Below are 25,040 nucleotides of genomic sequence, written 5' to 3' on the forward strand. Positions count from 1 at the left end.
TCTTATTCCCACATATCATATAAAGCAACCTTATTATACATACAGAAAACTAAGTATGGTATTATTCTTAAATTATTTAGCACCTTCTAATATTACAGATAGAATCCGTCATTTTCAACAGTGAACATGTATTTCTTCTTAGCATAACGCGTTTTCTTTTCTTATTTACAATAAGAAAAGCAGCCCATTTTAAATATGGCTGCTTCTAATACACTTTACTCTTTCGCTTTTTTCTCTTTCTCTGCCCTTACAAACTCGTGGAACATTTTCATTAAAGCACGCTTTTCAATCCGTGATACGTAGCTTCTAGAAATACCAAGCGCCTTAGCGATTTCCCGCTGTGTTTTCTCCTTATCTAGCCCAAGTCCAAAACGTTTCACAATCACTTCTTTTTCTCTTTCGTCTAAAATATCGATATACTCTTTAATTTTTTCTAACTCCATACTAAGCTGAATCATATCAATTACATCTTCAGACTCTGATTTTAATATATCAATAAGCGATATTTCATTGCCCTCTTTATCTTGCCCGATCGGATCATGAAGTGAAACATCTTTTTTCGTTTTCTTTAGTACACGTAAATGCATCAAAATTTCATTTTCAATACAGCGTGCTGCATACGTCGCAAGCTTCGTTCCCTTTCCAGCAGAATAGCTCTCGATCGCTTTAATGAGCCCGATCGTACCAATTGAAATTAAATCTTCTGCATCTTCTCCTGTGTTCTCAAATTTTTTAACGATATGAGCTACAAGCCGTAAATTATGTTCAATTAAAAGATTTCTCGCTTGAGCATCACCTTGCTCCATTAACTCTAAGTACTTTCTCTCATCATCTGATGATAACGGCTGCGGGAACGCATTATTCTTCACATAAGAAACAAAGACAAACACTTCTCGAACCATATATCCAATTGCGGCGAATAGACTCAAACCTTTCACCTCCGCCAAAATAGTGGTCTTTATTATGTGTATGTGGGCGTGAGGTTGTTTGTGTCTGTACAGTTTATTTATAAAACTCAACACTTCCAACATTTAAAATAATTTATTGTTATATTATAATTATATAAAATTGTTATTTATATATGAATATGCTATTAAAGGGGACATTATTCATGATTACATTAGAACGATTATTAAATGTAACAATTTATTTAGGAGTATTTTTACTTTTCATTTCGTTCATTACTTTTGTTATTAAAAGAGGGCCTGATTTATTATTTTTTCAATTTGGAATTTCTTTATTTTTTGGAGCTCAAATTATAACTGGAATAAAATTTTTTCATAACTATGGTTTCTCGTTTCACTCAAAACTAGAACTACTTATCTTTATTTTCTATGTAATTGGAATTATTACATGTATACTATTGTTCTTTCATTTTCAAAATCTGTATCGAATTTTTTTATTAATTTGTAGTTTTTTATTTTTAACTGGATCCAATTATTACTTTAAAGAAACATTAAATTTTAGTAAAAAAATTCCAAAGCAACATAAAACTTTTTTAAGTACACAAGAAGACTCTTTTCCAAAAGAAGTCCGTAAATTTTCAGAGGATTACAATAACATAATAAGGAATGACTTTTATGAAATACCGATGATTCCTACTGAATTACAGATTACAAGCAAAAAAGATTCTTCCCATAGTACATCTTTCTTAGTTGAACTTCATAATAGCGAGAATGAAATTACTGATGACTCTGTACAATTAACTCCATCAGACCGTTTTTATGTGCTGTTAAATACACAAAAAACAAAAATATCAAAAATAGTATATGAAGGGCAGAATTTTTTCACATTTACAGTCACACTAAAGGCTCTTAATTTACAGCAAGAACCAGAAATTCATAATATGTTTTTAGAAATAGATAAACGTAGAGCGATAAATCTTCTTAATTTTGAAATTAAAGCCCATACTAAAGAATGGAAAGTAATATTTAAAAGTGATAGTTCTCATTCCAATCTTCCTATCACATTTACTTTTGAAAAGCGAACAGGCAAATTATAAAAATAAAAAGAGTTATTTTCTTTGAAAAATAACTCTTTTTATTTTACTTACTCCAAATCTTTCTCCCAGTTTGGGCATCAATATAACGAATTTCCCGACTACAATCAAAAGGTTCTTTATATTTTTCATCTGTCGTTTGTTTGTACAGTAGTTTGTATTTCGTTTCCTCTGCATCATGATCTACAAACCATTCTAATTTAACTCGGATAGCCGCTCTGTATATTTCTAACGCTTTTTCTTTTGTTACTTTTGGTGTTGTTTCATATGTAAGTAATTTTTTTATAAAGTTGCTAGACTCCCCCGAGTAGTGCATAACAGCACCATTTTCTGCATTGATGTTGATCATAAATTGGTTATACTCTGCCGGAATATCATTTATATATACAGAAAAGATAAATCTTTCAATCCCATCTTCTTCTGCTTCACGTTCCTCCCAAAGACGCAGATATTGTTTGATATCTGGAATAACTCGTTCTAAAAATTGAAGTGCTTTTTGTAAACATTCCTCTCTAGACAGTATTTGCTTTACTTCTTTATCATCTGTCAGTTTTATAAAACCAGTTAATTCATTGGTTAATTTATCAATTGTAACGCTAACTAAATTATTATATTTCAACATCGGTAAATGCTTGTTAAAGAATTCATTCATTAAATATGGATTCTTTTCTTCTTTCTGTTTTTGTAATTCCTCTTTCGGAACAAATTTCATCCTTATTTCATCATCATTTTCCGTCTCATCTACTTTTGTAAAACCTTCTTTATTCCAGTCAAATAATTCGAATACGTCACCTCGTTGGCTACCCCTTTTTTGTTTTCTAACAGCCACTGTTGGCGGTAATTTATAATGATCTGGTCCAAATAAATCTTTACCTGTACTTGCATCAATAAATACATGACTAGGTTCTGGTACATACACAAGGTGGTACCCTTTTACTTCTTCTCCATTTTCATATTTACATAAAGAATGTGTTAAATCTACAAATACAAGCCTCATATCTTGTTTAGCCTTTAAGTTGTCTAAAACGATATTCTCCTCAACAATCTCACTTGGCCATAACGGCTTTTCTTTTATGCTTTCTCGTCCGTTATAATGAAAATTCACAACATTCCCTGAAGGATGCACTTGCACCACACATCCTGTATCCGGTAATGGATATCCATTTACTTCTTGCATATAATTTATTTCTTTCCAGCCACGCCAATCATCCTGGATAGTTACATATGTATAAAACTCTAATCCTTCTTCCACGTGTTTTTTTATAAATACATTTGCAATCTCTCTTACCCTATTCTCCTCTATAACTTCCTTATCACTCGAAAAATAATTTCCATCATCTATCCTAAATGCAATTAAATTACCAGTATGTCTATTCAATGTAATTTGTATCGTTCTCTCCTGATCCTCTTTATGCTCCCACCATAATAGATGATACGGGTCATCAACCCCTTCTTGATCATCTACAACAAGACTATATTCATCTGGAATGTTAATAATATGAGCCACTCGCTCTTTTCTTTCTTTATCTTTTTGATTCATCATACCGCTCCCTTTATTACATTTTAAGGTAATTATAGCAAACAAAAACAAGGAACTATAAAAAAAGACTAGAGATATCTCTAGTCTTTCACTTCGTCTCACGATGTAACGTTACTCGCTTTAATCGTGGACAATATTTTTTTAGTTCGATGCGTTCTGGATTGTTTCGTTTATTTTTCTTAGAAATGTAATTACGATCGCCGCACTCCGTACAAGCTAATGTAATATTTACACGCATATTTAATTCTCCTTTCTTTCAAAGATCGCAACTAAAACGTAATGATTACGATTTATATATTATAAAACTTCATTCTATTTGTCAATTGCAAAAACAAGAAGATTCCATTTAGAATCCCCTTGTTTTTATAGTTAAATCAATTTTCTCCCGCATTAACGGGCAGTAAGACCCCCACTAATTAAAAGTTTCACTTTATTAAAACGATTCGTATGTAACAAATTCACTAATCGGCTTTCGATATCCTCGTGGGCGAGTTTTAGTCATATCACTTTTTCCTATCGTAATCATTAAAACAGGTACTATATGCTCCGGCATATTTAATTCACTTTGTACTGCTTTTTCATCGAAACCAATCATTGGACATGTATCATAGCCATAATATTTAGCTGCGTACATAAAAGTCATCGCGCTTAACGAAGCATTTCTAATCGCTTCATCCTCCATGAAACGCTCTCCTTTTCCTTCATATAAACCTTTCGTTTGCCTAATTGTATCTTCATATTCACATTCATCAATCATTTTTAAAACTTTCATACCGAAGTAAATATTTTCAACATTTTGGTATGCTTTTTTATCACCACAAACGAGCACTACCGCTGATGCACTCGATACTTTATATTGACCGAAAGCTAATTCTTTTAATCTTTCTTTTCGCTCTTGATCACGAATTACAACATAATGTGTGTGCTGCAAATTATAGCAAGATGGAGAAAGCTTAGTTAACTCAAATATTTTTTTAAAATCCTCATTAGGGATTTCTATACCTTGTATAAATTTCATTGCAGAACGTCTAGCAATTGCTAATTCTTCAAAGTTCACCATATATCCTCCTCAATAACTATAAATTCAAATATACATTAATTTATACAAATAGATAAATCAAATAAAAACACTTTAAATCCGAATAATAATTATGATTAACAGCAAAAAAGACAAAAAGCTGAAACAATTAGTTCATACGAAATTCACACGAATCTATTACTATAGAAACTGTACATAGTGAACTTATTAACAATCACGTTTATTTATATAAAATCTTACTCGAAAGGAGTTGAAAGTATGAAAACTAAATATCGCTTTATGATCTCATCATTTGCTGCTTGCGCTTATATGATTTGGTATTTAGTATAATAACGACCTCACTTGCAAATAGGAAAAGGTGTGTATATAAATGGAATATAATCAATCAACAGTTAACTACTGGAAAGCTTTTGTATTACCATATACATTTGCTTTAGAAGAGTTAAAAACTAAATTTGAAATTATGAACCGGGAAGCTCAATTTCTAGAGGATTACAACCCGTTTGAACATATAAAAACAAGACTAAAACAACCTGAAAGTATTATTAAAAAACTAGAGCGCAAAAGCTTATTACCAACAGTTGAAAACGCTCAAACACATTTACAAGATATTATTGGTATTCGTATTACATGTTGCTTCGTAGAAGATATCTATCATTTGAAAGAAGTCATTCAAAAACGCGAAGATATGGAAGTCATAGAAGTAAAAGATTATATCGCTAACCCAAAACGAAACGGATATAAAAGTTTACACATGATCATTAAATACCCTTTATCACTAAATTCTGGTACAAAAGATGTATTTGCAGAAATTCAGTTACGTACACTGGCAATGGACTTTTGGGCAAGTTTAGAACACAAACTTTATTATAAATATGAAGGGAAAATACCGGAGTATTTAAAAGATGAACTACATGATGCAGCAATGAAAGCTGAAGATCTGGATAATAAAATGGCCACAATTCGTCAAGATATTGATGATATTGAGGCATGTTCAAATCAAATTATGCTACCACTATAAAAAAAGGTTCTCGCCAATGAGAACCTTTTTTCTACCATTTTGGGAAGTACGACTCCTACACTTATTAAAGTTTCACGTTATTTTTTCTCTATTGTTCGAACCTCTTCAATCTTCCATTTATCCTCTTCTTTTCCAAGGGCATACTGTACTTTCTTTTGAAGAGTGATACTGTCGTCTACTTCCTTTTCTTTCGTTTCAACAATAACATACCCTACTTTACTAACTTTCATATCTATATGTTCCAATTCAATTTTCTTATTTCCCTTTTGAAATGCGGCTTCTTTTTGTGTTTTTAAGTCTTCAGCACTAGGCATCTTCTTTGAAAATAACTCCATATGTTCTGCAAGATTTTTTTCATTCGTCGTTCGCACAAATGTATGAATAACATCTTGAATAGATCTCTCTTCTTCTTTTGTTATTTGTACCTTTTCCTCAGTTTTTTTAGTAGTAGATTTTTGTTCTACATTATTCTCTTCTTGTTGACATCCAACTAGTAATACTACAAATACTAAAAGGAATCTTAATTTCCTAAATAAATTTTTCATATTCCCAACTCCTAAAAAGAAAAGTGAGGCATTTCGCCTCACTTTCGCTCTTAATTAGCGTCTTCCTTTATTCGGATCGCCGCCGCCAACAATATCAAAGACACGTTTCGCTATATTTGTATTCTCTTGAACGCCAGAGAACAAGTATTTACCTGGACCAAATGCATATACGTTCACATCTTCCCCTGTATGTCCACCCGTTGTCCAGCCTGTAACCGAGCGCTTATTGAAAATATCTTCAATTGCATTATCAATCTTTGTTACATCTTTTGAAGGAGCTATATCATTTACAGCTTGAATTTCTTCTGGAGTTAATTGTAAATCAATATACTTTTTCAATGTTTCTTCTACATTTGCACCTTTTGCAATCTCATTTGCCATAAAGTCTGGTGTACGCTTTGCAGCTTTAATTGGATCTACTTTAAAGTTATACTCGCCATTGGCACCTAAAGATAATCCACCAGTAGCGTGATCTGCCGTTGCAACAACTAACGTATTTTTATCTTTTTTCGCAAACTCAATCGCTGCTTTGAAAGCTTTTTCGAAGTCTTCCATTTCACTCATTGCACCAACAATATCATTATCATGTCCAGCCCAGTCGATTTGACTTCCTTCCACCATTAAGAAGAAACCATTTTTATTTTTGTTCAAACGCTCAATTGCTGCATTAGTCATTTCTTCTAATGAAGGTGTTTTCTCATTACGGTCAATCATTTTATCTAATCCACCTGGTGCAAATAAACCAAGAATTTGATCATTTTTATCATTTAACAATTGATCTCGATCCGTTACATAGCTATAACCAGATTTCTTGAACTCTTCTGTAAGATTACGATCTTTTCTAACAAAGTTCTTTACGCCGCCGCCAAGCATAACATCTACTTTATGCTTCCCTTTAATTTTCTCATCAAAATAATCATTTGCAATTGCGTCCATATTTTTACGGCTAATGTCATGCGCACCGAAAGCAGCTGGTGTTGCATGTGTAATTTCAGAAGTTGCAACGAGTCCCGTTGATTTCCCTTTTTCTTTCGCTTGCTCAAGAACTGTTTTCACTTCCGCTTTATCATTATCAACTGCAATTGCAGCATTATATGTTTTAATCCCTGCTGACATAGCTGTTGCTGCCGATGCAGAGTCTGTAATATTTTCATGTTCATCTTCTGGGTATGTTTTTTGTGTTCCTACAAGATGCTTATCAAATTCTGTAGATTCCATTTCAAAGGTTTTTGGATTATCTTTCATATAACGGTGAGCCGTCATATATGAAGGGCCCATACCATCCCCAATTAATACGATAACATTTTTAATCTTTGCATTGCTTCCGTTCTCATCTGCATTAACCTCACTAGAACGAGTAAAATTCCATGTTGCTACCGAAGTAACTGCTAATGATGCCACAACTGCAAATGGCCATGCTTTTTTCACAAACTTTTTCACTGTCTTGTCCCCCTAATTAGGTTATTCATTTCCCACTATCAAATTTAATGGAAGACTATTAAGAGAAAATTAGCTGTATGTAAATTTTTTGTTAACTTATGTAAATATCAGTTATAATTTGTATAACTTTGTCTTTTTGTATCAATCATCCCGCCCTTTACAATTTAAATATAAACAAGTTGGATTTCATTTAACGTAAATCTCTTTTTTTACATTTTGACTCTATTTTTATGAAAATAAATAGAAATGCGGTGAGCCTTTATGAAAATAGTAAAGCTAAATGAGTCTTTTATTTTTGAATTACTTAATCTTTGCAAATCTGTTGGATGGTTACACGATGAAATTTTTATGAAAAAACAATTCGAAATGTATCTTTCTATCGGCACACTTGTAGGTTACATTCATGAAAACAAACTCATTGCGACTGGAGGAGTATTTCCCTTTCCAAGTAACTTCGCTTCCATTGGTATGTTAATCGTTCACCCTAATTTTCAAGGACGCGGATTAGGGCGCATGTTGCTAAATCATTGCTTGGAACAAATTCATCCAAAACAACCCATTGCACTTATTGCGACAAAAGCTGGCGAACCTCTATACACATCATGTGGATTTCAAACAGCAACAACGATTCATCGTTTTGAAAAGCAGACTATTAAGACGTATCCTTCTCACTTACAACAAGTACAAGAAGAAGACCTTATATCTCTTACTTCTCTGGATCAAATTGCAACTGGTATGAATCGTTCTCTACTTTACTCTTTGCTATTACCAAGGGCCGTATACTCTTTTAAAATTGAAAGAAATAACTGTATAGAAGCTTTTTCATTATGCATACAAAAGGGCAATATATTATGTATCAATCCACTTATCGCCAAGCAAGAAGAAGATGCTATCCAATTATTAAAAAAGATATGTGAATGTTGGAATGGTATAGTACGAATTGATGTTCCACACTCACAATTTACATTTCGTCAATTTCTTCAAACAGAAAATTTCCAAGAAACGCTCCTTTCACCTCTTATGATAAAAAATGGTAGCCAACTTCCTGGAAATCGTAATATGCTATTTGCTATGATAGATACAGCGTTATGTTAGAAAGGAGACACCTAATTGAAGCGATTTAGCTATTTTATGGTAGGTTGTCTTACTCTTACACTATTAGTAGGATGTAGTGCAGCAGAAAAGCCAGTAGAACAAGTAAAACAAGTTAAAAATACAATTACAGCGAAACTAGCTACCGAGGAAAAAATGGTAGAAATAGATGGTCAAACCATTTACTTTAAAAAGATTGGTAATGAAAAACCACCTTTACTTATGATTCATGGCTTTGGAGGGTCATCAGATGGTTTTCAAAAGATTTACTCCGATTTAGCAAAAGATCATACAATTATTTCTGTAGATGCTTTAGGATTCGGGCGCTCATCTAAGCCAATGGATTTTTATTATTCTTTTCCAACTCATGCAAATTTGTATTATAAATTAATGAAAAAACTAGGGTATGATTCATTCGCAATACTGGGGCATTCCATGGGGGGAGAAATTTCTCTAAATTTAACATATTTATATCCTGAAGCAGTTTCTCACCTTATTTTAACTGATGCTACAGGTGGCCCTCATACATTCGTTAATAAACAAGGCTCACCAAAACCACAATTGTCGACTGATTTAAATGCCGTTTCTTCTATTACAGATTATGATGAAAGCAAAGTGAAATTCAAACGTAATGATGAAGAGCATTATAATAAAATGAAATTATGGCCTAGACGTCTTAAAATTAATGCAAATGAAATAAAACAGCCAACTTTAATTATATGGGGCAGAAATGATAGTAGCGTTTCCTGGAAAGAAGGAGAAACGTATCATCAATTCTTAAAAAATAGCACTTTACATATTATTGAAAAAGGTTATCATGCACCATTTCGCCAAGAACCACAAGAATTTGTCGGGTATGTAAAAGATTTCTTTAAGAACAATCCGATTAAAGTTGAAAAATAACATAAACGGGTATCTCAAAATGAGATACCCGTTTTCATATATTAAGCAGCTTGCTTTTGGCGTTTTGGAGTTTTTGATCCTAATACTTTCGGGATAACGAAGCCATCCATTCCAAATTTCCCAGCGTTCATACCGGAAACAAGAACAAACATAGATAAGATAACCATCTCAGGGTTCACACCAATTGACCCACTAAACATATAGGAAAAGTTCATTACAAGACCAAAAAAGACCGCTGTTTTTGTTAAACAGCCTACAATTAAACCAATTCCGACTAAAATTTCTCCCCATGTTACAAGTGTATTAAACAAATCTACATTTGGAATTGCAAATTCTTGTAAGAATGATGCCCACCAAGATTGAACAGCCGGTTGTGCACCTTTAGATTTTTCAATTGCCCCTTGCAAATAACCTGTTGCATCGAATCCTTTTCCTTGTAGTTTACCGATTCCAGCCATTAACCATGTGTAACCAAGATATACTCGAATTACTGCTAATGCAAAAGAAACTGCTTTGTTTTCTCTTAAAAATTGAATAACCATATCTTCCTCCTAAAGTTGTAATTAAGTTAGTTACAGTTAATATAATAACATTAGTTACTCATTTTTCAAACGTTAATTATGAATAATTCATGACATGTGTATGAAACATTAAAAACTAACGTTTATATAGTAACTTTTATTACCTGTAAAAACTTGAACATATCATACCACAGGTGATAATCATTTTCATTGAAAAAAATGTAAAAAAATTGTGAGTTAAATGTGAAACACGTTTATTCGAATATAGAATAAACGTGTTTCATACTAATTATAGAATCGAAATGTATGTGTCTCCTCATCAATTAAACTCGCTTCTTGAAACGCTTCTTCTAACGTTTTCCCATGGTTAATAACCCCATAAAATAAGCGTATAGTAAACATAAGTGCTGCATTTCCATCTACATAATCAATCGGTCCAATATATGATTTTGCACCACTATGTAAAAAAGATTTTGCAAGTTTTTGCTCCCCTAATGTGCACCCGCTATTTACAATATGTGTATTATGCAATTTTGCATATTTATAAATTTCTGCTTTACCAAAATACCCTCTCGGTTCATCTTGTTCATATACTTCTTCGCCTAACTCTTCCATGACAAACTTTCCTTCTTCACCATGAAAGCAAAAAATAATATAATTAATATCGTCAAATAAGTTCTTTCCAGAAAGAACTTCCACAAAATCTTTCGGTCTACCAATCCAATATGTCACAACTCTTGCACCAAAATACTCAAGAGATGCTCGTATTGATTGCGCCTCTAAATCCGAATTAAAACCAACTACTAATGCAATATTCAACAAACAACCTCCATCCTATAATCAGCCCTTATCAATCAGACTTTTATGAGATAAATCCATTTCATATATACCTGTTTCTTTCAAAAAATCTGATCTAGTTAAAATGACTTTATGTAAATATTGCCTATATGCTGTAATTGTTCCATCGTGAGATACAATGCAAATTCTTTCCGCACCCAGTTCATAACACCAAAGAAGAAATTCATCTACTATTTGCTGAAAACTATTCTCTGAAATAGTGTTTATACCTTCCTTCCATAACTGATTATTTGAGCTTTTCTCTATCGAAAAATGCGGAAATAACTTTGTTATCATTCCCTGATCTACTATATAATCGCACGGTAATGTTTTCGCTCCTTCTCGATAAGGAAAAATACGCGGAGATACATATGGATGGACTATTTTTTGACAAGCTACTTTCGCACTCCATATTGTCGCCGTTTGTAAAGTTCTAAGTGTAGGACTAACAATTAATATATCCGCTTCTTGTAATGATACATCACGTTGAAGTAATTTAGCTTGAGCCTTTCCTACTCTCGTCAATGGTGGGTCAAACACTTGTAAACTTTCTGGTAAATCCGTTGTATGTTCACCTTCACCATGCCGAACAAAAACGATTTTCATATTCAGTCTCCTCTTACTATAAAATCCTCACACATATTTCTTCCCTATTGCATTCTTTATTCCTGCTGTATAAAAACCGATATGTAAAAAAGATTCGACACGAAAGTTTGTAAAATATTACAATATTACATGTAAAATACTTTTTACACCGGAAGGAGAATTACATATATGAAATGGATAATTGTCTTTATTGGAATGATTGTATGGTGATATATAAACGGCTTCTTTAGTAGTGATAAAACTGCTAATCCTTGGATTACAGATGATGAACGTGAAACAAAAATTAAACAAAAAGCAATTACGGCAAGCTGGTCCGGTGTTTTTATGTTTTGTACCATTAGCCTCTTAAATAAATGGTTAGGTTTAAGCACAAATGATAACTCACCGTACTTACCAGACCCTATCGCAGCTATTTTAAAGGCAAATGTAGAGTTACAAGTTTTACTCATGCTATTTGTTATGTATGGAATATTTTACTTACATTATCGAAGAAAATTAAGTGCCTAACTTCTAACTCATGATTATCCTCCTAAATGGTTATAGTAATCATGACAAAATGAAAGGAGAGATATAAACATGAGTAACTCGAATGAATTTTTAGATACACTACATGAAAAACAAGCAAAAGATGAACAAAATAGAAAGCGCCAAGGGAACGGAAACCCAGCGAAAAAAAAGCCAAATAAAACACATAAATAACAGTCAACTACCCCCACTGAGATAAAGCCTTTCAGTGGGGGCTTGAGTTCGAACGCTAGGTCTTTTCGTCTATCGCTAGACAGTTTGACGCTCTAGCATTCATGCCACCTTATGGTAACACCCCAAGTATGTTTTTGGTTGGTACTGGCAACGAACGATTGTTTTCCCACTTGCACCACCCTTTCGAAAAAGAGCAATTCTCCCGTGTGGAAGAAGCCACCACTCAGATGAATCCCGGCGTGTGCTACAAGCCCCGACAAGTCGCGTACACATGGATGGTTGACGCACCCACTAAGCTATGCGTGAAGCAACAGCCTTACGTTTTTGCACTTCTAATAGAATCGGCGTTTTTACTTTCAGATTGTCATCCAATTCTATAACTCCTGATTTTTTCAATGTATTCAGCGCACCATTCATATCAGCATGAATACATGTTCCTGCTTTACTTTGATACATACCACGAGTAATTCGTTTGCCGCTAAAGCGATACTGCGTCCTATCATCCTTAGACCAAACTGGAACCGGATCCTTATCAAGAAAACTAGCTTTTGAAGTATAGCTTTCTTCTTGTTTGAAAAATCGGATGCCTTCTTTTACACATTTATTCTCAATCGCAGCAATCAATTTTTGAAATGGGATTTGAACAAACTTTTGATTATTCTTTTTCCCCATATGAGATTTCTGTTTCCAACCAGCGTTATACCCTACAACAATCGTATCTATATCGAATTCTTTCACTTTTTTGAACAACAAGCCTACCGTTTGTGCAATGTAACCATATATTTGTCGTTCTCGTTTATGCCAAAGTGCAGCGATTTTGTTCGTTACAATTCGTTTTGAAAGTCCATTTTCCACATTTTTCTGCTGGAGGTTACATATCATTTTGTTGAAGTATTGATTTATGGATTTAAGTTTTTTTCCATCAATTAAGAAGGCATCACCTGTATTGGTCACGCAACTTACTAATCTGTCTACACCTAAATCGCAACCTAAAGCGTTACTCGTAGTCATGGGTTGTTTCTTCATTTGAGAAACGTGCATTTCATATGTATAATGCACCTCAAAGAACCGACCTTTTTGCTTTGGTACAATCTCAATGTAGGAGATTTTTTTATTTCTTAAATTTTTCGGCATACGTATCTTAATAGAACCGAATTTTTTTCTAAATGCAACATTCATCGGAATGATCCAATACCCGTTCTCATCCACTTTTGGCACTTGATAGATTTCAATGATTCGCTTGTCAGTGGAATAAGAATAATTTGGAAACTTAGGGCGACCTGTGAACTTATCAGGATGTTTCTTCCACTGTTCCAACGCTTTAAAAAAGCTCTTCACTTCTGTAAATAAGGCTCTACGAATAGCTTGAACAGAGTTTGATTGAACGCCCGAGTAGTTCATATCAGCCTGCATGGCATTGTCCACTTCTTTTACAGTAGCCACCCTGTTATCGTTCAAATAACTTTGTTTTATCGTGTACAACCCAACATTTCGCAGTGCTTTTGAACTATGCGACATGCGCTGAAGTAAACGAAATTCTTTTGCAGTCAGGCAAGCTCGTCCGATATTCTGTTTCTGCGTGAATCGTTGCATCGTTTCTCTTTTCTTTTGTTTCCGTAATACTTTCACTGCCTTCTTTCTAGCCATTGTTTTCACCACCTTTCTTAGAGAGTTCATTACTTTTGACAAATCAATATTTGGAACGAAATGAAACAACATGCGTACATGTTCTTCATCGTAATTCCTTTTCACTCAAGTAGCAGAATGATAATCATTATCATTATATAATTTCGTTGTCTTACAATCTATTTCCTATTTATCTACATGATATCGTAAGAAAAAAAGAAACAAACATTCGCCCTCAAACATTATTATGAGCGAAACAACAGAGTTCGGCCTACCTTCTGATAGCAATTCATCTCCATCTGAATTGTTGGGTTTCACCCGTAACACAAATCACATGGAGTCTTCTTGCCGAAAAGGATAAAAAAATGTGCCTAAAATTATCTTTTAGGCAGTTTTTTTATTCTTCTTTCACCGAGATAACATTTCCCCAATTCCATTTCTCATAATACCACGCTGGTACATCTATATTTTCAATCCACTTCTTTTCCTGCTTCCGATCTTTATGAGCAAGCCATACATCCGCTTTCTTACGGTCTGAACGTATCCAAATTAATTGATTACTCTTCTTCATGAAGATCGGGTGGTAATCCCCTTGCTTGTTCGTTTTCTTTGTGATTTGATGCTGTGCATTACTTGTACTATCGACCTCATATAAAGATGGTAGTGGCCTTTTTTCTGGTGGAGTTTCTATCCCTGCCTCTTTTGCTCGTGAAACGATAATTACTCTATCGTTCTTCCATACAAAATCCCAATCAACATATCCTTTCGGCGTAAATATGTTCTGCTGAAGTGCTGGCAATTCCTTTACTTTTAAATGTTTATTTTCTAATGCAACTCTTCCGCTCCCTTCAATATAAGCTAATATATTTTTTGATGGTGCCCATTGAAACCATTGTGCGTTTAATAACATTTGATCTACTTTTTCAAACCGACTGCCGTCTGCACGAACTAAGCAAAGCGTATTACTATCAGCTGACCATGAAGCTGTCGGTACTGCTAAAAATGAAATCCACTTTTGATCTGGTGACCACTTAAAGCCACTTGCTACTAGCGCTAGGAAATCATCGTGTTCATTTGGCAATGCATACAAATGCTTCATTTTGTGAGGATTCATATGTGCATCTTTTTGCACTTCATATAGCTGAGCCCCTGTCCATCCTGTTGGAAGTAAGTGCGCTTCAGAGGATACAAGAAAGTTCTTTCCATCGGGGTACCATGCATAATCCCCTACACCAGCCGATACATTTTCAAAATCTGCATTCTTTTTTTCTACATCAAATGTATTTAATGTACCTGTAAATATAAATGCAATTATATTTTCTGTTGGTGACCATTGATAATTCGATGCTTCTGAGTGAAACGGCGTAACTTTCTTTCCATCTTTCAGCCGATATAACTCAAGAATATTTTGTTTCTCCCCTTTTACATATGCCAGCCATTCTCCATCATGTGACCACTTTGGCCCTGTTATGTTCTCTCCTTTTGTAAGTTGTTTTTCTTTCCCATCAACTTTAATCCAAAGGTTATGATGACGAATAAAAGCAACTTTCACACTATTATTTTCTGCGCTAGTAATAGCGATAGAACATAAAAACATAAACAACACTACACTACCACTTACTATTAGCCTTTTCATACCATCACTCCATTTCCCTCATAGCATTCCTCACTTTCTTCCTACAATATGTGAAAAATATCGATTCGACATAATCAGAAAAAATTCCCCAAGAAATTTTCAATTCATAGAGGATTGGTATGAATTATGTCGAAAGTATAGTTTAGCCAACATTTATATGTATAAGTTCTAACTAAAATGTAAGATTACATTTCTGAATATTGGCACTTTTTATTAGGGGGAGTATCAATGAAAAAAACTACATCTACACTATTAAGCATGGCGCTTGTCTTTTCTAGTTTTGGAGCTTTAAGCGCTCATGCTGAATCACTACAAAAGGAGAAGCAATTTAGTCCACAATTAAAAACAACGATTGAACAGTGGGGAGAACATAAAATTGCTCAAAATGTTGAAACGAAAACAACAAAAGAAATATCAGTAATTGTAGAATTGCAACATGCACCTCTCGCTGCTCAAAGTAATATTCAGCATGCTCCAGATTTACAAAATAGTAATGCGCAGTCTTATCATGCTGAGCTCAAAAAAGCACAAGAAGATACGACTAAGAAAATAAAAGAAAAAGCACCTGGTGCAAAAATTAAAGAAGTGTATAATACGTTATTTTCCGGATTCTCTATTTCAGTTCCTGGAGATCAAATTACCTCTCTTGCCTCTTTACCTGAAGTAAAAGCAGTCTATCCGAACTTAACATATAAATTGCATGAAACATCAAAAAGTACTACTAACGAAGAAGCACCAAATATCGGTGGACCGACAATTGGTGCACCTGAAGCGTGGAATTTAAAAGATCCATCTGGCAAACCGCTTGATGGAAAAGGCATGAAAGTAGCCATTATCGACTCTGGCGTAGACTATACACACCCTGACTTAAAGGCAAATTATATCGGTGGATATGACACGGTTGATGAAGATAGCGATCCAATGGATGGTAACGTACATGGTACTCATGTAGCTGGAATTATTGCTGGTAACGGAAAAATTAAAGGCGTTGCTCCAAACGCTTCTATTCTAGCCTATCGTGTAATGAATGACGGTGGAACTGGTACAACAGATGATATTATCCAAGGGATTGAGCGAGCGATTCAAGATGGTGCGGATGTGTTAAACCTCTCCCTTGGGCAGGATTTAAATGTACCTGATCAGCCTGTAACATTAACGTTAGAACGAGCAGCGAAACTTGGTGTTACTACTGTCGTTTCAAATGGAAATGACGGACCAAAACCTTGGTCTGTTGATGCTCCCGGTAACGCAAGTAGTGTCATTTCTGTTGGAGCATCTACGGTTTCTATCCCGTTTCCAACATTCCAAGTAGCTGGTTCCAGCAAAACATATCAAGGGTTACCGTTATCAAAATCCGATTTTCCAATAGGAAATGATTCCCCTCTTGTATACGTTGGTTATGGCAATCCAAGTGATTATGCAAAACAAGATGTGAAAGGGAAATTCGCACTTATTTTACAAGGTACTTCTAGTACATTAGTAAAAGCAGAACAAGCGAAGCAAGCTGGGGCACTTGGTGTGTTATTAATCTCTAGCGAAAAAGAAATTAATATGATGCCGGAATATTTTTCACGTGAACATCTAGCTGTCCCAGTAATGCAATTATCAAATACAAATGGGGAAGAATTAAAAACTTTAATTACAAAACGAAAGAAAAATATAAAAATTGGACAACCAAAGCAAACAGAGCTTATCGGTAACTTTAGTTCAAGAGGACCATCACAAGGAAGTTGGCTAATAAAGCCTGATGTTGTTGCACCTGGAGTACAAATTACTAGTACAGTACCGCGAGGCGGCTATGAATCGCATAACGGAACAAGTATGGCTGCTCCGCAAGTAGCTGGAGCGGTTGCCCTCTTGCGTCAAATGCATCCTGATTGGACGACAGAACAATTGAAAGCGGCTCTTGCTAACAATGCAAAAACATTACATGATGTCAATGAAAATACATACCCTGTTATGGCACAAGGATCAGGTTTAATTAACATTCCGAAAGCAGCTCAAACAAATGTATTAGTAAAACCTAACAATGTCAGCTTTGGTCTTATTAAGCCAAATAGCGGAAAAGTAAAACTGACGCAAAATGTTACATTACAAAACCTTTCTAGTAAAAAGAAAAGTTTTTCAACTCGTGTGGAGTTACTAGATGCAAACACAAAAGTAAAAGCTTCTGTCCCTTCATCTATTAGCATTCAACCGAATAGTAGTACCGAAAAACCATTTACTATCACTGTAGATAGCTCACTACCACAAGGTGTGTATACTGAAAATGTATATGTAAAAGAACAAGGGGCAAAAGAAGAAATTCGAATTCCATTCACATTTAGTATCGATCCTAAAGATTATAAACGTATCGATGGACTTGAAATTATTAATTCTACTTTTAGCCCAAATGGCGACCACGTACTAGATGATAATCTCATCAACTACTATTTAGTTGCGCCTGTGGATGATGTCACATTGCATGCAAATTTAGTTATGAAAGAACGTGTAACGTATCAAGGGATTATCCATCAAGCTAAAAATGCAACTCCTGGATACAAACCTTTCAAATGGAATGGTACAAAAGCCGATGGCACTCCTTTAGCTGACGGGCTATATCAAATCGAAGCAGTTGCTTCTAATTCTGGCGGAGAAACAAAACAAACAGCTGCTGTATTTCTTGATCGAACTGCACCTAAGTTAACATACGAAGTTGACCAAGAAAATCTCGTAATTAAAGGAAAAGTTGATGATATTCTACTAGATTGGATGTCAGAATCTGGTTGGATAGCACCTGGTATTCCAGTGAGAATGCAATATGAAATTAATGGAAATGGTGTATGGGACCAGGCATTCCTGAACCCTTGGGAGAAAAGCTATGACATTTATTTCGATCGTACTCAATTACAAGAAGGAAAAAATACTATTCACATTGTAGCAACTGATGCAGCTGGCAATACCTCTAATTTAACTGTTAATTTAGAAGTGAAATAAAGTGAAACTTTAATCAGTGGAGATTTCGTTCATCCCCACTGATTATTAGCCTTCACCAATCGGGAGTTACGGGCAGTTAATCTCCCCTCTCACTTCTTTACTCCAACCGAATTTTGAGGTAGGAATTTTACTGCTCATTAACACGGGATAAAAAATTTTTGTTGACAATTTTTTTAATATAGTTTTATAATACAAAACATAGTTTAGTTGAACGAATTATATATCGGCTTTGAAGGAATACTAGTAGCGACTTATATCACTGTCTCAGAGAACTGATGGTTGGTGCGAATCAGTACATATACAAGCGTGAATTACAATTCTGGAGCTTCTTTCCCGTAATGCTTTTTATGCATGAAGAGAAAGACGGATCTTTCCGTTATCGTAAAGTGAGTGGTAAACAATTAGTTGTTTACAAATAGGGTGGTACCGCGATTTTTATCGTCCCTATCGGATTTTCCGATAGGGACTTTTTTGCGTCCATCCTCTTACACAATTTCATATATACGCGTTGAAAGAATCGCAGTAGTATCTTATATCCCTGTTACAGAGAGCTAATGGTCGGTGGAAATTAGCACATATATAAGTATGAATTACAATTCTGGAGCTTTTTTTTCGTAGTGCTTTTATGCATGAAGGAAAAGACGGAATTTTTCCGTTATCATTAATTGAGATGTAAGTATATTTTCACTTACAAATAGGGTGGTACCGCGATTCTTTCGCCCCTATCGGACTTTCCGATAGGGGCTTTTTCTATTTCTCACAGAAACAGATGTTAAATAATTCCGAATCTTATGATAAAATTTTATAAGCGCTTACAAAAATGAAAGGAGGTGATACAAGCTATACGAAATCGATATTCAATTTTATTGAAAAAAAGGAGGATGTCTAAATGACAAAGAAAACAGAAATTCCATCACATTTAAAACCATTCGTATCCACACAACATTATGATCAATACACACCGGTGAATCACGCTGTGTGGCGTTATATTATGAGACAAAATCATAGCTTCTTAAAAGACGTTGCTCATCCAGCCTATGTGAACGGACTACAATCATCTGGTATTAATATAGATTCAATTCCAAAAGTAGAAGAAATGAATGAGTGTTTGGCACCAAGTGGCTGGGGTGCTGTAACGATTGACGGACTTATTCCCGGCGTAGCATTCTTCGATTTCCAAGGACACGGATTACTACCAATCGCAACAGATATTCGGAAAGTAGAAAATATCGAGTACACACCAGCGCCAGATATCGTACACGAAGCCGCAGGACACGCACCGATTTTACTTGATCCTACATATGCAAAATATGTGAAACGTTTTGGGCAAATTGGTGCAAAAGCTTTCTCTACAAAAGAAGAACATGATGCATTTGAAGCTGTTCGTACATTAACGATAGTAAAAGAAAGCCCTACTTCTACTCCTGATGAAGTTAAGGCTGCTGAAAATGCTGTAATTGAAAAACAAAACTTAGTTTCTGGTTTATCAGAAGCTGAACAAATTTCACGTCTTTTCTGGTGGACAGTAGAATATGGATTGATTGGAAATATAGATGATCCAAAAATATATGGTGCTGGTCTCCTTTCTTCTGTTGGCGAAAGCAAACATTGCTTAACAGACGCTGTAGAAAAAGTTCCATTTTCTATCGAAGCATGTACAGGGACAACTTATGACGTAACAAAAATGCAACCACAACTATTCGTTTGCAAGTCCTTTGAAGAATTAACAGATGCGCTTGAAACATTTTCTAAAACAATGGCCTTTAAAACAGGTGGAAAAGAAGGTTTAGAAAAAGCAATTCGCTCTGAGAACTATGCAACAGCTGAGCTAAATAGCGGATTACAAATTACAGGTACATTTAGCGAGACAATTGAAAACGATGCAGGTGAATTAATTTACATGCGAACAAATTCGCCAACGGCATTAGCACTTCATAATAAACAGTTAGCGAATCATTCTACTTCTGTACACAGTGACGGATTTGGAACACCAATTGGATTACTCACTGAAAATATTGCATTAGAAAATTGTACAGACGAACAACTACAATCATTAGGAATTACAATTGGAACTATCGCTGAGTTTACTTTTGCAAGTGGTATTCATGTAAAAGGAACAGTAACAGATATTGTAAAAAACGATAAGAAAATTGCTCTTATTTCCTTTATCGATTGCACAGTTACTTATAACGCCCGCGTTTTATTTGATGCTTCATGGGGCGCATTTGATATGGCTGTTGGCTCACAAATCACTTCAGTATTCCCAGGTGCCGCAGATGCAGCAGCATTTTTCCCAATGGATGAAGAAGTTCAAGAAATTCCTGCTCCACTTGTACTGAATGAACTTGAACGTATGTATCAAACAGTTCGAGATATTCGAAGTGAGGGGATTTTACACGAAGCGCATATCGATCAATTAGTAGCAATTCAAGAAGTATTAAATAAATTTTATGCGAAAGAATGGTTGCTGCGCCTTGAAGTATTAGAGTTACTTTTAGAGCATAACAAAGGGCATGAAACATCTGCAGCATTACTACATCAACTTTCTACTTTCACAACTGACGAAGCTGTAACACGCCTTATTAACAATGGTCTTGCGTTACTTCCAGTAAAGGATGTGAAAAATGATGCTAAGATTAACTGAAGAAGAAGTTCACGAGGAATTATTGAAGGTAGATAAATGGATGGTAAAAGATGAGAAATGGATTGAACGAAAATATATGTTTTCCGACTACTTAAAAGGAGTCGAATTTGTCTCTGAAGCCGCCAAACTATCAGAAGAACATAATCACCATCCATTTATCCTTATCCAGTATAAAGCAGTTATTATTACTTTGTCATCTTGGAATGCAAAAGGTTTAACGAAACTAGATTTTGAGCTTGCAAAACAATTTGATGAACTATTTTTACAAAACGAAAACGCAATTATAAGAAAATAAAAAAGAGAAGCCTTTTTAGGCTTCTCCTTTTATTTTGAAATGGATACAATGTCCAAATGGATCCTCGACTTGTAATATTCCATCTTTGTACGTAGCAATCTTGCCAATATTTTTTAAGCTTTCACATACTTGCTCTTTTTGTTTTTCATCCGCTAGTACAATTGTGAAATATTTTAAACCAACAGAACCTGGCATTTGCGGTGGTACCCCTTCACCTTGCCACGTATTTAAACCGATATGGTGATGATAACCACCTGCTGATACGAACAACGCTCCATTACGAGCTGGGATCGTTACTTCAAAACCAAGACCATCAACATAGAAACGTTTCGCTTCCTCTAAATCAGCTACATGGAAATGAATATGCCCCATCACAGTACCAGCTGGAAATCCATTCCATGTACTTCCTTGCTGTAATAATTCTTCACCAGCTAACGGGTTACTAACAAATGGGAGTTCTCCATTCTCATCACGCCAAACTTCTTTTTGTCGATCATGATAAATTTCAATCCCGTTTCCATCTGGATCAGCTAAATAAAGAGCTTCACTAAAGTAATGATCGGCTCCGCCATGTAGTGGATATACCATCTCTACAAGATGACGAAGAACATTCGCTAAATCCTGCCTACTTGGTAATAAAATTGCGTAATGATATAACCCTGTTCTTCCTCTTTGTTTCGGAAAAGCTTCTTTCTTTTCTTCAATGATAAGAAGTGGTTCATCATTTTCATTCCCAAATGTAACGACTGCTTCTTCTTCTTTTAGCACCTTCATACTTAGTACTTCCGTATAAAACTCTAGTGATTTCTTTACATTAGATACGTATAAATGAACAACATCAAGTGTTGTATCGGGATGAAGTTGAAAACTCATCTTGTTAGCCCCCCCATTTAAATTAGTTCTTCTTTGACATTTTTTCTTTTAAGAAATTATCTACAAAACCATCAGCTTTTGCAACAAATAAATATGCACCCATTGCTAATAATGCAAGTTCTAATTCGAAACCAGGATTTTTTCCATCTCCCAATAAACCAGCTGACCATTTCACTTTTACGATTGCTCCAACCATAACAAGCGCAAATAATAATCCAATATATCTTACACCTAAACCTAGAATTAATAATAGGCCTCCAACTAATTCAAATGTTGCTACACCGTATGCAAGTCCTCCTGGTAAACCAATGCTTGTAAACCACCCTGCAATATTGTCAATTCCTGATTGGAATTTTGTTAAACCGTGCATGAAGAATGTTACCCCTAACACGATACGAATAATTAAGTTACCAATATGTTGATTCATTTCTTTCTCTCCTTTATAGTTTTCTTATACAAAACTTTTATTTACATTACAAAACATACACTAATTTTTTTTATTCGTCAATTCATTTTCACTGGGAAAAAATATATTTTTTTTGCTATGATACAAATAGTTGTTTACAAAAAGGAGCTTGATTTTATGAATATTGGTTCTGCAATACGTGAAATTCGTCAACGTAGGGGCATAACAATCGCACAAATTTGTGAGGGAACAGGTCTTTCTAAAGGATTTATGAGTCAGGTTGAAAATAATAAAACATCACCATCTATCTCAACTTTAGAAACGATCTCCAATTTTTTAAACGTTCCCCTTCCCTATTTATTGTTAGAGCAAAAAGATCGATTAAAAATTGTCAAAAAAGAAGAACGGAAATACAGTGTATACGGCAAAGATGAGCAAAGAATTGAACATGTTGCGGAGCAAGGGGGCCTTCGCCTATCTTTAGTAGAAATCCCTACTGGATTCCCGAAAGAAAACTCACCAAATGCCCATGAAGGGGAAGAATGTCACCTTGTATTACGCGGAAAACTAGAAGTTCAGCACGGTGAAGATATTGCAATTGTAGAAGAAGGTGATTCTTTCTCATGGAATGCATGCGTTCCTCATATTGTTCGTAATATAGGAGAAGAAACTGCATTATTACTCATCTCTAGTTATGCGGAAAATCGAAAACGTGTTTATTAAATAATAAAAAAAAAAAAGCCTGTTAAACAGGCTTCTTTTTTATCCCCTTATAATTCCATAACTTGTCCCAACTAGTACAGTCTTTTCATGCTGATTGCGATAAACTGACTCGATTGAAACTTTTTTATAGCCTTCCATTTGCTCAACATTTGTTAAAGTTAGTTCACAAGTGATCGTATCTCCTGTGAAAACTGGTCTAATAAACTCACTTACTAATTCTCTTGCTATGTAATGTAACTCTTCTCCCACTTTCGTTCCAATGCTAGCAGTCAATAAACCATGAACCATTAATCTTCCATTTTCATCGTATTCCACATGGTGTCTACCTTTATCACCGGTAATATTTGCAAATTCAAAAACTTCTTCCTCAGTAAATCTTCTTTCATATTTAAATACATCCCCAGCTTTTACACTCATTTTTATCCCCCTAATAATAAACAGAATTTTCTTTTATTTTATCATAAAACGAGCCTCAATCCATTCTCTATTATCAAAAGTCTCAAAATTACCTCGCTATACTTTTTTACTTTCCATTCATTTATCGGTGACCATCTCTTTTCGCGACTTGGTATCCATAATACGCACATGTTCCATTTCTCGATAGCTCTCTAACTTCAAATCCACAGCTTCTATAAAAATCAAAATTGTTCGCTGATGTATGCGCAAACCAATCACCGTGGGGAAGTTTTTGCAGGCAAAGAGCTACAAGCTTCTTACCTAATCCCTTCCCTCTATATTCACACTTCACAACTAAATTTACTATGTTCGCAATCATAATTCCATCAGAAATGACTCTAACCATCGCAATCATCTCTTCCTCATCCCAAATTGTGAAAGCCCATGTTGAATTTTCGAATGCTATCGTAAATTTTTCAATTTGCCAAGAAGGGATATTATCATTACTCCAACCGGCATCTTCAAATAAAGCTTTAATTGCATATGCTGGTATACTACTCGTTCCCTCACGAATAATAAGTCCATTATGATAAATGTACATGTAACCCCTCCCTTTATTTTCATATACCATTCTTCAAAAAATGCAATTTACCTTTAAAAAAGTAATTTTTTCATCCAACACGCTTAATAGAATAAACTAGAGCATCGATTCCATGAAATGACGTTGTTTTCTCGTAGCTGAGCCCAGTTTTTCTAGCAACAAATATTGAGGCAGGATGATTCGGATTAATAAGAGAAATTAATTTATTCATTCGTAATGCTTGGAAACCATAGTCACGAAATGCTGCCGCCGCTTCTTTTGCATACCCTTTTCCCCAATACTGAGGAAGTAACCAATAACCAATTTCAATTTCCTCTTTTCCATCTATTTTCTGCTTTACCAGCCCTGCATGACCAATTCTTGTTCCCGTTTCCTTTTCAATCAATACAAATAAACCGAGACCGTTTTTATAGCTAGGAATCACCCATTCCTCCAGACTTTTTTTACACTGCATATATGTTTTTAATGTCCCATTTCCAATATAACGCATTACCTTCTCGTTCCCCCATAGTGAAGCGTAGAACTGTAAATCATCCATTGTATATTTGCGAATTTGTAAACGTTCTGTATGAAACATGCTGGCACTCCTTTCCACTAATTTATTCTTCATTTCACGATCATG

26 protein-coding genes and 2 other annotated features are annotated in these 25,040 nt (G+C 34.8%); of the genes, 10 read left to right on the top strand and 16 right to left on the bottom strand.

Annotation, left to right across the window (positions count from 1 at the left end; translation table 11 throughout):
- Positions 1-215 precede the first annotated feature (215 nt).
- Entirely contained in the window at positions 216-929 is a 714-nt protein-coding gene (gene sigK / locus ACTFN4_RS04140; RefSeq protein WP_000051382.1) for an RNA polymerase sporulation sigma factor SigK, read from the bottom strand.
- Positions 930-1,081: 152 nt separating this feature from the next.
- On the opposite strand from sigK, the gene ACTFN4_RS04145 reads away from it, so the two are divergent.
- Positions 1,082-2,002 carry a hypothetical protein gene (locus ACTFN4_RS04145; RefSeq protein ID WP_002198192.1) on the top strand — a complete coding sequence of 307 codons (921 nt, stop codon included), beginning with the start codon at positions 1,082-1,084 and terminating at the stop codon, positions 2,000-2,002.
- A gap of 43 nt (positions 2,003-2,045) precedes the next feature.
- Here ACTFN4_RS04145 and ACTFN4_RS04150 read toward each other — a convergent pair whose 3' ends face one another.
- The 3 genes from ACTFN4_RS04150 to ACTFN4_RS04160 all read right to left on the bottom strand — a co-directional run bounded on the left by ACTFN4_RS04150 (position 2,046) and on the right by ACTFN4_RS04160 (position 4,599).
- Positions 2,046-3,542, bottom strand: a complete 1,497-nt coding sequence (locus ACTFN4_RS04150; protein ID WP_136363640.1) for a YcdB/YcdC domain-containing protein — start codon at positions 3,540-3,542, stop codon at positions 2,046-2,048.
- 85 nt (positions 3,543-3,627) lie between these two features.
- The gene (gene rpmG, locus ACTFN4_RS04155; protein WP_001265617.1) at positions 3,628-3,777 is read right to left on the bottom strand and encodes a 50S ribosomal protein L33; all 150 of its coding nucleotides are present in this window, start codon (positions 3,775-3,777) and stop codon (positions 3,628-3,630) included.
- Between the two features lie 195 nt (positions 3,778-3,972).
- The gene (locus ACTFN4_RS04160; RefSeq protein ID WP_000245983.1) at positions 3,973-4,599 is read right to left on the bottom strand and encodes a nitroreductase family protein; all 627 of its coding nucleotides are present in this window, start codon (positions 4,597-4,599) and stop codon (positions 3,973-3,975) included.
- A 349-nt stretch (positions 4,600-4,948) separates the two neighbouring features.
- Between ACTFN4_RS04160 and ACTFN4_RS04165 the strand changes: the two genes are divergently transcribed.
- Positions 4,949-5,599, top strand: coding sequence for a GTP pyrophosphokinase (locus tag ACTFN4_RS04165; RefSeq protein ID WP_000456230.1), 651 nt, complete (start codon positions 4,949-4,951; stop codon positions 5,597-5,599).
- A gap of 77 nt (positions 5,600-5,676) precedes the next feature.
- Here the strand turns inward: ACTFN4_RS04165 and ACTFN4_RS04170 are convergent, their stop codons facing one another.
- Together ACTFN4_RS04170 and ACTFN4_RS04175 are read right to left on the bottom strand one after the other, a co-directional pair.
- Positions 5,677-6,144 carry a hypothetical protein gene (locus tag ACTFN4_RS04170; RefSeq protein ID WP_000792894.1) on the bottom strand — a complete coding sequence of 156 codons (468 nt, stop codon included), beginning with the start codon at positions 6,142-6,144 and terminating at the stop codon, positions 5,677-5,679.
- Between the two features lie 54 nt (positions 6,145-6,198).
- Positions 6,199-7,584 (bottom strand): alkaline phosphatase, encoded by a 1,386-nt coding sequence (locus ACTFN4_RS04175; protein ID WP_000714912.1) that lies wholly within the window; start codon positions 7,582-7,584, stop codon positions 6,199-6,201.
- Positions 7,585-7,845: 261 nt separating this feature from the next.
- Here ACTFN4_RS04175 and ACTFN4_RS04180 point away from each other — a divergent pair, with 261 nt between their 5' ends.
- Complete coding sequence (locus ACTFN4_RS04180) at positions 7,846-8,679, top strand: GNAT family N-acetyltransferase (protein WP_000706687.1); 834 nt, start codon at positions 7,846-7,848, stop codon at positions 8,677-8,679.
- A 15-nt stretch (positions 8,680-8,694) separates the two neighbouring features.
- On the top strand, positions 8,695-9,579 hold the full coding sequence (locus ACTFN4_RS04185; RefSeq protein WP_000819807.1) for an alpha/beta fold hydrolase: 885 nt from the start codon (positions 8,695-8,697) through the stop codon (positions 9,577-9,579).
- A gap of 41 nt (positions 9,580-9,620) precedes the next feature.
- On the opposite strand, the gene ACTFN4_RS04190 is transcribed toward ACTFN4_RS04185, so the two are convergent.
- The 3 genes from ACTFN4_RS04190 to ACTFN4_RS04200 form a co-directional block, all read right to left on the bottom strand.
- Positions 9,621-10,121 (bottom strand): DoxX family protein, encoded by a 501-nt coding sequence (locus ACTFN4_RS04190; protein WP_000236592.1) that lies wholly within the window; start codon positions 10,119-10,121, stop codon positions 9,621-9,623.
- A gap of 264 nt (positions 10,122-10,385) precedes the next feature.
- Positions 10,386-10,922, bottom strand: a complete 537-nt coding sequence (locus ACTFN4_RS04195) for a delta-aminolevulinic acid dehydratase (RefSeq protein ID WP_439962090.1) — start codon at positions 10,920-10,922, stop codon at positions 10,386-10,388.
- 18 nt (positions 10,923-10,940) lie between these two features.
- Entirely contained in the window at positions 10,941-11,543 is a 603-nt protein-coding gene (locus tag ACTFN4_RS04200) for a histidine phosphatase family protein (protein ID WP_439962091.1), read from the bottom strand.
- Positions 11,544-11,756: 213 nt separating this feature from the next.
- Here ACTFN4_RS04200 and ACTFN4_RS04205 point away from each other — a divergent pair, with 213 nt between their 5' ends.
- Entirely contained in the window at positions 11,757-12,050 is a 294-nt protein-coding gene (locus tag ACTFN4_RS04205; protein ID WP_439962168.1) for a phosphoglycerate mutase, read from the top strand.
- Between the two features lie 69 nt (positions 12,051-12,119).
- Positions 12,120-12,242, top strand: coding sequence for a DUF4023 domain-containing protein (locus ACTFN4_RS04210; RefSeq protein ID WP_000071866.1), 123 nt, complete (start codon positions 12,120-12,122; stop codon positions 12,240-12,242).
- 291 nt (positions 12,243-12,533) lie between these two features.
- On the opposite strand, the gene ACTFN4_RS04215 is transcribed toward ACTFN4_RS04210, so the two are convergent.
- Entirely contained in the window at positions 12,534-13,889 is a 1,356-nt protein-coding gene (locus ACTFN4_RS04215) for an RNA-guided endonuclease TnpB family protein (protein ID WP_063537498.1), read from the bottom strand.
- 376 nt (positions 13,890-14,265) lie between these two features.
- Positions 14,266-15,504: a TolB family protein gene (locus ACTFN4_RS04220; RefSeq protein WP_439962092.1), complete on the bottom strand. Its 1,239-nt coding sequence runs from the start codon at positions 15,502-15,504 to the stop codon at positions 14,266-14,268.
- Positions 15,505-15,732: 228 nt separating this feature from the next.
- Here ACTFN4_RS04220 and ACTFN4_RS04225 point away from each other — a divergent pair, with 228 nt between their 5' ends.
- From ACTFN4_RS04225 to ACTFN4_RS04235, 3 genes are all read left to right on the top strand, one after another.
- Positions 15,733-18,480, top strand: a complete 2,748-nt coding sequence (locus tag ACTFN4_RS04225) for a S8 family peptidase (RefSeq protein WP_439962093.1) — start codon at positions 15,733-15,735, stop codon at positions 18,478-18,480.
- A 220-nt stretch (positions 18,481-18,700) separates the two neighbouring features.
- Positions 18,701-18,929 (top strand) — a binding site (T-box leader).
- Between the two features lie 50 nt (positions 18,930-18,979).
- Positions 18,980-19,207 (top strand) — a binding site (T-box leader).
- A 162-nt stretch (positions 19,208-19,369) separates the two neighbouring features.
- Complete coding sequence (locus ACTFN4_RS04230) at positions 19,370-21,124, top strand: aromatic amino acid hydroxylase (RefSeq protein WP_000163213.1); 1,755 nt, start codon at positions 19,370-19,372, stop codon at positions 21,122-21,124.
- On the top strand, positions 21,105-21,419 hold the full coding sequence (locus ACTFN4_RS04235) for a 4a-hydroxytetrahydrobiopterin dehydratase (RefSeq protein ID WP_000979538.1): 315 nt from the start codon (positions 21,105-21,107) through the stop codon (positions 21,417-21,419). Before ACTFN4_RS04230 ends, ACTFN4_RS04235 begins: the two co-directional genes overlap by 20 nt.
- Before the next feature lie 15 nt (positions 21,420-21,434).
- Here the strand turns inward: ACTFN4_RS04235 and ACTFN4_RS04240 are convergent, their stop codons facing one another.
- On the bottom strand, positions 21,435-22,292 hold the full coding sequence (locus ACTFN4_RS04240; protein ID WP_000009840.1) for a VOC family protein: 858 nt from the start codon (positions 22,290-22,292) through the stop codon (positions 21,435-21,437).
- Between the two features lie 22 nt (positions 22,293-22,314).
- The gene (locus tag ACTFN4_RS04245; protein ID WP_001071553.1) at positions 22,315-22,719 is read right to left on the bottom strand and encodes a DoxX family protein; all 405 of its coding nucleotides are present in this window, start codon (positions 22,717-22,719) and stop codon (positions 22,315-22,317) included.
- A gap of 156 nt (positions 22,720-22,875) precedes the next feature.
- On the opposite strand from ACTFN4_RS04245, the gene ACTFN4_RS04250 reads away from it, so the two are divergent.
- A complete protein-coding gene (locus ACTFN4_RS04250) occupies positions 22,876-23,421 on the top strand; it encodes a helix-turn-helix domain-containing protein (RefSeq protein ID WP_001020693.1) in 546 nt (181 codons plus the stop codon).
- A gap of 39 nt (positions 23,422-23,460) precedes the next feature.
- On the opposite strand, the gene ACTFN4_RS04255 is transcribed toward ACTFN4_RS04250, so the two are convergent.
- The 3 genes from ACTFN4_RS04255 to ACTFN4_RS04265 form a co-directional block, all read right to left on the bottom strand.
- Positions 23,461-23,838 (bottom strand): MaoC/PaaZ C-terminal domain-containing protein, encoded by a 378-nt coding sequence (locus tag ACTFN4_RS04255; RefSeq protein ID WP_000111564.1) that lies wholly within the window; start codon positions 23,836-23,838, stop codon positions 23,461-23,463.
- A 121-nt stretch (positions 23,839-23,959) separates the two neighbouring features.
- Entirely contained in the window at positions 23,960-24,418 is a 459-nt protein-coding gene (locus ACTFN4_RS04260; RefSeq protein WP_098391023.1) for a GNAT family N-acetyltransferase, read from the bottom strand.
- 70 nt (positions 24,419-24,488) lie between these two features.
- A complete protein-coding gene (locus tag ACTFN4_RS04265) occupies positions 24,489-25,028 on the bottom strand; it encodes a GNAT family N-acetyltransferase (protein ID WP_004408018.1) in 540 nt (179 codons plus the stop codon).
- Positions 25,029-25,040 lie beyond the last annotated feature (12 nt).

It is taken from the genome of Bacillus cereus group sp. MYBK95-2 (genome assembly GCF_051915225.1).
GTDB classification, from domain to species: domain Bacteria; phylum Bacillota; class Bacilli; order Bacillales; family Bacillaceae_G; genus Bacillus_A; species Bacillus_A cereus.